Genomic DNA, 6,719 nt, shown 5'->3' with positions numbered 1-6,719 from the left:
GGGGGGGGGGGGGGTGGAGCGGGTCGCGTCCGCCTACAGCGATCCGCTGGCACGCGGATCACTGGTTCGGCTGTGCTTGTGGCTAGCCGGTCCTCGCCCGGCTCGCCGCGGTCGGCTTCCGGAGATGGCGGGGCGGGTGGAGCGGGTCGCGTCCGCCTAGCGCGATCCGCTGGCACGCGGATCGCGCGTTCGGCGGTGCGGGGGCTGCCGAGACGGCGGCTCGTCTCCGGCGAGGAGGGTGTGGAAGTCTCGGTGCTCGGGCCGAGACGGGCGCGGACCGGCTCTCGAATAGACTGGCCCCTGCCATCAGCGGCGCCCTCGGGGGCCGCACGCAACGAGATTTCCGAGGGAGCACCGTGTCCGGGCATTCCAAGTGGGCCACGACCAAGCACCAGAAGGCGATCAAGGACTCGCGCCGCGCGAAGTCCTTCGCCAAGCTGATCAAGAACATCGAGGTGGCCGCCAAGATCGGCGGCGCCGACCTCTCCGGCAACCCGACGCTCGTCGACGCCGTGCAGAAGGCGAAGAAGACCTCGGTGCCGAACGACAACATCGACCGCGCGATCAAGCGCGGCGCCGGCCTCACCGGCGAGGTCATCGACTACACGACGATCATGTACGAGGCCTACGGCCCCAACGGCATCGCCCTGCTCGTCGAGTGCCTCACCGACAACAAGAACCGCGCCGCGGCGGACGTCCGCACCGCGATGACCCGCAACGGCGGCACCATGGCCGACCCGGGCAGCGTCGCCTACAACTTCGCGCGCAAGGGCGTCATCTCCGTGCCCCACGGAGAGAGCGTCACCGAGGACGACGTGCTCGGCGCGGTCCTCGACTTCGGTGTCGACGACGTGCTCGACCACGGCGAGAGCTTCGAGGTCCGCGTCGAGCCGAGCGAGCTCATCCCGGCCCGCTCGGCCCTGCAGGAGGCGGGCATCGACTACGACTCCGCCGACATCGAGTTCGTCGCCTCCCTCCAGGTCGAGGCCGACGCCGAGACGGCTCGCAAGGTCTTCCGCCTGATCGACGCGCTCGAGGACTCGGACGACGTGCAGAACGTCTACACCAACCTCGACATCACGGCAGAGGTGCGCGCCGAGCTCGAGAACGAGGAGTGACGCGGTGAGCCCGGCCCGATCCCGGAGGGCGGCCTGATGCGCGTCCTCGGGATCGACCCCGGGCTCACCCGCTGCGGCGTCGGCATCGTCGACGTCTCGCGCGACCGCCGCGCGACCCTCGTGCACGTGACGGTCCTCCGGACACCGCCCGATGACGCGCTGGAGCGCCGCCTGCTGGCCCTGGGCGACGGGCTCGAGGCACTGCTCGACGAGCACCGCCCCGACGCCGTCGCGATCGAGCGGGTCTTCGCTCAGAACAACGTCAGCACCGTGATGGGCATCGCGCAGATCAGCGGCGTCGCCCTCGTCGCGGCGGCCCGGCGCGGGCTCCCGGTCGGGATGCACACGCCGAGCGAGGTGAAGGCCGCCGTCACCGGCTACGGAGCCGCGGACAAGCGCCAGGTCACCGCGATGATCCAGCGCGTCCTCCGGCTCGACGCCCCGCCGCGGCCGGCCGACGCGGCCGACGCTCTCGCCCTGGCCGTCTGCCACGCCTGGCGGGCCCCTCTCGCGCCCTCCTCCGGGTCGGCGGGAGCCGGTGCCGACGGAGCGGCGGGCGGCACAGCAGCGCAGCGGGCGTGGCGCGCCGCCGAGGCCGCGAGTCGAACGCCTGTTCGAGCATCTAGACTGACGCGGTGATCTCCTCCCTCCGCGGCACCGTCCTCTCCGCCCGCGGGAGTCTCGCCGTCCTCGACGTCCACGGCGTCGGCTACGCGGTGAACGTGACCCCGCAGCACGCGCTCGAGATGCGCGTCGGCGACGAGACCACGGTCAGCACCGTGCTCGTCGTCCGCGAGGACTCGCTCACCCTCTACGGCTTCCCCGACGAGGAGCAGCTCGAGATCTTCGAGCTGCTGATCGGCGTGACCGGCGTCGGCCCGAAGTCCGCCCTCGGCGTGCTCGGCGCGGTCGAGCCGGACCGGATCGCGCAGGCGGTCGCCGACGAGGACGACGGGGTGTTCCGGAAGGTCAGCGGCATCGGCCCGAAGACGGCCAAGCTGATCATCCTGTCGCTCGCCGGCAAGGTGACCGTCCGTCCGCGCGCCGCCCGCGGCTCCGGTCCCGCCGCCACCGCCGCGCAGAACGTGCTCGCGGCGCTCGTCGGCCTGGGCTGGCCCGAGCGCACCGCGGCCGATGTGGTCGACGAGATCCTGCTCGACGCGCAGGCCTCCGACGCCGCGAACGTGCAGGCGCTGCTCCGGCTCGCCCTCGCCCGCCTCGGTCCGGCGGCCCGCTCGTGAGCGACGAGGTGCTGGGCGCCGAGGTCGCATCGGAGGCCGAGGTCGCCTTCGAGGGCGCCCTGCGGCCCAGGAACCTCAGCGAGTTCGTCGGCCAGCGCAAGGTGCGCGGCCAGCTCGAGCTGCTGCTCAAGGCCGCGGCCATGCAGGGCCGGACCCCGGACCACATCCTGCTGGCGGGCCCGCCCGGTCTCGGCAAGACGACCCTCGCGATGATCGTGGCGGAGGAGAGCTCCTCGCCCCTGCGGCTCTCCAGCGGCCCCGCGATCCAGCACGCGGGCGACCTCGCCGCCGTCCTCTCCTCGCTGCTGCCCGGCGAGATCCTCTTCATCGACGAGATCCACCGCATGGCGCGCTCCGCGGAGGAGATGCTCTACCTCGCGATGGAGGACTTCCGGATCGACATCATGGTCGGCAAGGGGGCGGGAGCGACGTCCGTCCCGCTGGATCTCGCCCCGTTCACGCTCGTCGGCGCCACGACCCGCTCCGGCCTGCTGCCCAATCCGCTCCGCGACCGCTTCGGCTTCACCGCGCACCTCGAGTTCTACGCGGAGGACGAGCTGCGGCAGGTGCTCGCCCGGGCGGCACGGCTGCTCGAGCTCGACATCGACGCGGACGCGATCGCCGAGATCGCCGGCCGCTGCCGCGGCACCCCGCGCATCGCCAACCGCCTGCTCCGGCGGGTGCGGGACTTCGCCCTGGTCCACGGCGGACGGGCCGACGTGACCGCCGTCCGCGCGGCGCTGGAGCTCTACGACGTCGACGCGCTCGGACTCGACCGGCTCGACCGCGCGGTGATGGAGATCGTGCTGACCCGCTTCGACGGCGGGCCGGTCGGCCTGAACACCCTCGCCGTGTCGGTGGGGGAGGAGGCGGAGACGGTCGAGGCCGTCGTCGAGCCGTTCCTCGTGCGGATCGGATTGCTGACCCGGACGCCGCGCGGCCGCGTGGCGACCCCCGCCGCCTACCGCCACTTCGGCATCGACCCCCGGGGGACGGCGGCTCAGCCGCCCCTGTTCCCCGATGATCTATGATTCTCTAGGCCCGACGGGCCGCTCGATCCGCTCCGCCTCGACCTGAGGCCGCGCGGCGGATCGCCCATCCACTCCGGAAGGCCCACCCATGGATCCGACGATCATCCTGCTCGTCCTGCTGCTCGCCGTGATGATCATCTTCATGTTCCGCAACAACAAGAAGCGCCAGCGCGACGCGGAGAGCATGAAGAACAACCTCCAGCCGGGGGTGGAGCTCATGACCGGCTCCGGCCTCTTCGGCACCGTCGTGTCGATCGACGACGAGGCGAACAAGATCGTCATCGAGTCGACCCCCGGCACGCTGCTGACCATCCACCGTCAGGCGATCGCCCGCCTCATCGACCCGAGCGAGAACGCCGTCGTCGTCGAGACCGAGGACGAGGCCGACCCGCTGACCGCGACCGGCTCGCCCGAGTTCGGCGAGCGCGATTCCGCGCACCGCGACCCGCTGGTGGACCCGGTCGAGCGCGAGCGCCGCCCCGACGCGCAGTAGTCTCCTGGGCGGGCCGGGCGCATCGGCGCCCGCCCGCCCTTCTCCACGCCCGGGCGACCCCGGGCCGATCACCGTCGACCGAAGAGAAAGCTGAGCCCTGGGTGGCCGCATCAACCCCCGTCCGGAAGGCCCGCCGCTCCCTGAGCTGGCTCGGTGTCCTGATCCTCGCTCTCGTCGGACTCAACACGGCGGCCGTCCTCTGGGGCGGCGGCTCCTGGACGCCGAAGCTCGCCCTCGACCTCGAGGGCGGCACGCAGATCGTCCTGCAGCCGCAGCTGAACGACGGCGACACCGTCTCGTCGGAGCAGCTGACGCAGGCCGTCTCGATCATCCGCCAGCGCATCGACGCGTCCGGCGTCTCCGAGGCCGAGATCACGACCCAGGGCTCGAGCAACATCGTCGTCTCGATCCCGGGCACGCCCGACGACGAGACGCTCCAGCGCATCGAGGCCTCGGCGAAGCTCGACTTCCGCCCGGTCCTCGTCGCGAGCCAGGCCACCAACAGCTCTGTCGGCGGCGACGCGACGTCCTCGCCCACGCCGACGCCCGTCGATCCGTCGCTCGCGACGGAGCCGACCGCCTCGCCGACGAACGCGAGCGACCTCGCCTATCTCACGCCGGCGCTCGAGGCCCAGTACACCTCGTTCGACTGCGCGTTCCTCAACGGCCAGGACCCGAACCTCGCGCCGGCCGACCAGCCGCTCATCACCTGCGACGACAGCGGGACGGTGAAGTACGTCCTCGGCCCGGTGGAGATCACCGGCGAGGACATCTCGGACGCCTCGAACGGCCTGATGACGACCTCCTCCGGCGCCAGCACCGGCACCTGGGCCGTCAACCTCTCGTTCGACGACCAGGGCACGCAGGCCTTCGGCGCCACGACCTCGCGCCTCGTGGCGCTGCAGGGTGCGCAGAACCAGTTCGCGATCGTCCTCGACGGCCGGGTCATCTCGGCCCCGTCGACGAACGCCGCCATCACCGACGGCAACGCGCAGATCTCGGGCTCCTTCACCCAGGAGTCGTCGAAGACGCTCGCCGACCAGCTCAAGTACGGCGCGCTGCCGATCGGCTTCCAGGTCCAGAGCTCGGACAGCATCTCGGCGACGCTCGGCTCCGCCCAGCTCGCCAGCGGCCTGCTCGCCGGCCTCATCGGCCTGATCCTCGTCATCGTCTACTCCATCGCGCAGTACCGCGTGCTCGGAGCCGTCACGATCGCCTCGCTGCTCGTCGCGGCGATCGTCACCTACCTCGTCGTCACGCTGCTGTCCTGGCGGGAGGGACTGCGCCTCTCGCTCGCAGGAGTCGCGGGTCTCATCGTCGCGATCGGCATCACGGCCGACTCGTTCATCGTGTACTTCGAGCGCATCCGCGACGAGCTCCGCGACGGACGCGGCCTCGAGTCCGCCGTCGAGTCCGGCTGGCGGCGCGCGCTGCGCACGATCTTCGCGTCCGACATGGTGAACCTGCTCGCCGCGGTGGTCCTCTTCCTCCTCGCCGTCGGCAGTGTCCGCGGCTTCGCGCTCACCCTCGGGATCACGACGATCATCGACCTGATCGTGGTGGCGCTGTTCACCCACCCGATCCTGCAGCTGATGGCCACGAGACCGTTCTTCGCCGAGGGGCACAAGGCCTCGGGCCTGGATCCCCGGGCGCTCGGGGCCGTCTACCGCGGCCGTGCCGCCTTCCGTCCGCAGGACCAGGTGGTCGCCGGCAAGCGCGCCTCCGCGTCCCGTGAGGCGGCCAAGCGCCAGACCATCGCCGAGCGCAAGGCCGCCGAGGCGGCCGGCCTGCGCGACTCCAACGACTCGAACGGGAAGGACGCGTGATGGCCAGCTTCTCGCAGTTCGGAAACGACCTCTACACCGGTGCGCGATCGATCGACTTCGTCGGCCGGCGCCGCACGTGGTACCTCGTCTCGCTCGCCCTGATCCTGATCACGCTGCTCGGTACGGTCGCCCGCGGCGGCTTCAACTTCGGCATCGAGTTCACCGGCGGCTCGCAGTTCACGGTGTCCTCGCCGTCGAGCCTCGAGCAGGCGACGGCGACGGACGCGGTGACCTCGGTCGCTCCGGAGACCGTGCCGCGCGTGTCCATCGTCGGCGACGACTCCATCCGCGTGCAGACCGGCCAGCTCTCGACCGACGAGTCGACCGCGGTGCGGAACGCCCTGTCGGAGGCCTACGACGTGCCCACCGACCAGGTCGCCTCCTCCTTCATCGGAGCGGCGTGGGGCAACGACGTGACCCAGCAGGCCCTGCGCGGCCTGGTGATCTTCGTGGTCCTCGCGGCCCTGGCCATGTGGGCGTACTTCCGCACCTGGAAGATGTCGCTCGCGGCGATCGTCGCGCTCCTGCACGACCTCGTGATCGTGGCGGGCGTCTACGGCATCACCGGCACCGAGGTGTCGCCGGCGGCGGTGATCGGACTGCTGACGATCCTCGGCTACTCGCTCTACGACACGGTCGTGGTCTTCGACAAGATCCGCGAGAACACCGTGGAGGCGCTCGGCAGCACGACCCGCACCTTCTCCGAGACGGTGAACCTGGCCGAGAACCAGACTCTCGTGCGCTCCATCAACACCTCGATCGTCGCCGCCCTCCCGGTGGCCGCCATCCTCGTGATCGGTGCGTTCGTCCTCGGCGCGGGCACGCTCCGCGACATCTCGCTCGCCCTGCTCATCGGCATCATCGTCGGCACGTACTCGACGATCTTCGTCGCGGCGCCGCTGTACGCCCAGCTGCGCAGCCGGGAGCCCGAGATCTCCAAGCACGACAAGCGCGTGGAGTCGGCTCGGGCGAAGGCGACCGCTCCGGCCGCGCCGGCCGTGCAGGGCTGA

General features: G+C 71.4%; 7 protein-coding genes. All 7 read left to right on the top strand.

The genetic code is table 11. The features are described from left to right. Positions 1-356: 356 nt before the first annotated feature. Positions 357-1,118, top strand: coding sequence for a YebC/PmpR family DNA-binding transcriptional regulator (locus tag C5D50_RS13215; RefSeq protein ID WP_104283703.1), 762 nt, complete (start codon positions 357-359; stop codon positions 1,116-1,118). Positions 1,119-1,154: 36 nt separating this feature from the next. Continuing rightward, the gene (ruvC, locus tag C5D50_RS13210) at positions 1,155-1,757 is read left to right on the top strand and encodes a crossover junction endodeoxyribonuclease RuvC (RefSeq protein WP_104225338.1); all 603 of its coding nucleotides are present in this window, start codon (positions 1,155-1,157) and stop codon (positions 1,755-1,757) included. Beyond that, a complete protein-coding gene (ruvA, locus tag C5D50_RS13205; RefSeq protein WP_104225337.1) occupies positions 1,754-2,359 on the top strand; it encodes a Holliday junction branch migration protein RuvA in 606 nt (201 codons plus the stop codon). The genes ruvC and ruvA overlap by 4 nt, the downstream gene beginning before the upstream one ends. Beyond that, positions 2,356-3,390, top strand: a complete 1,035-nt coding sequence (ruvB, locus tag C5D50_RS13200) for a Holliday junction branch migration DNA helicase RuvB (protein WP_104224769.1) — start codon at positions 2,356-2,358, stop codon at positions 3,388-3,390. Before ruvA ends, ruvB begins: the two co-directional genes overlap by 4 nt. Positions 3,391-3,478: 88 nt before the next feature. Next, a complete protein-coding gene (yajC, locus tag C5D50_RS13195) occupies positions 3,479-3,883 on the top strand; it encodes a preprotein translocase subunit YajC (RefSeq protein WP_104283702.1) in 405 nt (134 codons plus the stop codon). A gap of 101 nt (positions 3,884-3,984) precedes the next feature. Beyond that, positions 3,985-5,709 carry a protein translocase subunit SecD gene (secD, locus tag C5D50_RS13190; RefSeq protein ID WP_104255392.1) on the top strand — a complete coding sequence of 575 codons (1,725 nt, stop codon included), beginning with the start codon at positions 3,985-3,987 and terminating at the stop codon, positions 5,707-5,709. Next, positions 5,709-6,719 (top strand): protein translocase subunit SecF, encoded by a 1,011-nt coding sequence (gene secF / locus C5D50_RS13185; protein ID WP_104233316.1) that lies wholly within the window; start codon positions 5,709-5,711, stop codon positions 6,717-6,719. The genes secD and secF overlap by 1 nt, the downstream gene beginning before the upstream one ends.

Origin of the sequence: Rathayibacter sp. RFBD1 (genome assembly GCF_002932915.1) — a bacterium.
GTDB lineage: Bacteria > Actinomycetota > Actinomycetes > Actinomycetales > Microbacteriaceae > Rathayibacter.
The sequence above is the reverse complement of the archived record's forward strand: the minus strand, read 5'-3'. Positions and strand labels throughout refer to the sequence as shown.